The organism is Helicobacter sp. T3_23-1059 (assembly GCF_053654515.1).
Window position 1 is genome coordinate 1 of record NZ_JBSIUV010000211.1, and the last position, 558, is coordinate 558.

Consider the following 558-nt stretch of genomic DNA (forward strand, 5'->3'; position numbering starts at 1 on the left):
AATCACAAAAAGAACAAATAATTAAGGTAAAAGAAGCCCAAATCGATGCTATTGAAAAAACATTAGATGGAGTAAAAATTAGCATAGAAGCATTATCTGATGGAATAGATTATGAAAAACAAGTAAAACAAAAATTAGAAAATCAGCTACAAACAACAAATATAGCCATTAAGGCAATTAAATTTCAAGACTCATTAGACAGAAAAGGTGCAAGAGAAGCATATATAGAATTTATGACAGATATTAGTGGTGATGCTTTAGAGAATGGCATATATATCGTATGTTTTGTTGCTATTAAAAATGGCGTTATTTGTGCCACTGCTGGAGTTTTTACAAACGACATAACACAAAACCAAAGAAAAAAGATTATGACCATTATCTATGAAGCAATAGATGAAATTTATAGCGATGGAATTATAGATTTTCTTAAGAAACCATTTAAAATCATAATTGAAGCCATAAATAGAGTCATATATCAATGGCAACAATCTTTAATAAACAATATGATTGGCACAAATAATGCTACAATAAATAATGTCATTTTTCTAGCCGATAAAC

The 558-nt window shown here is 28.3% G+C and carries 1 protein-coding gene; it reads left to right on the forward strand.

The genetic code is table 11. The features are described 5' to 3' along the window. The coding region (locus ACWIX0_RS14090) for a hypothetical protein (RefSeq protein WP_454174602.1) at positions 1-558 on the forward strand (558 nt) is incomplete at both ends.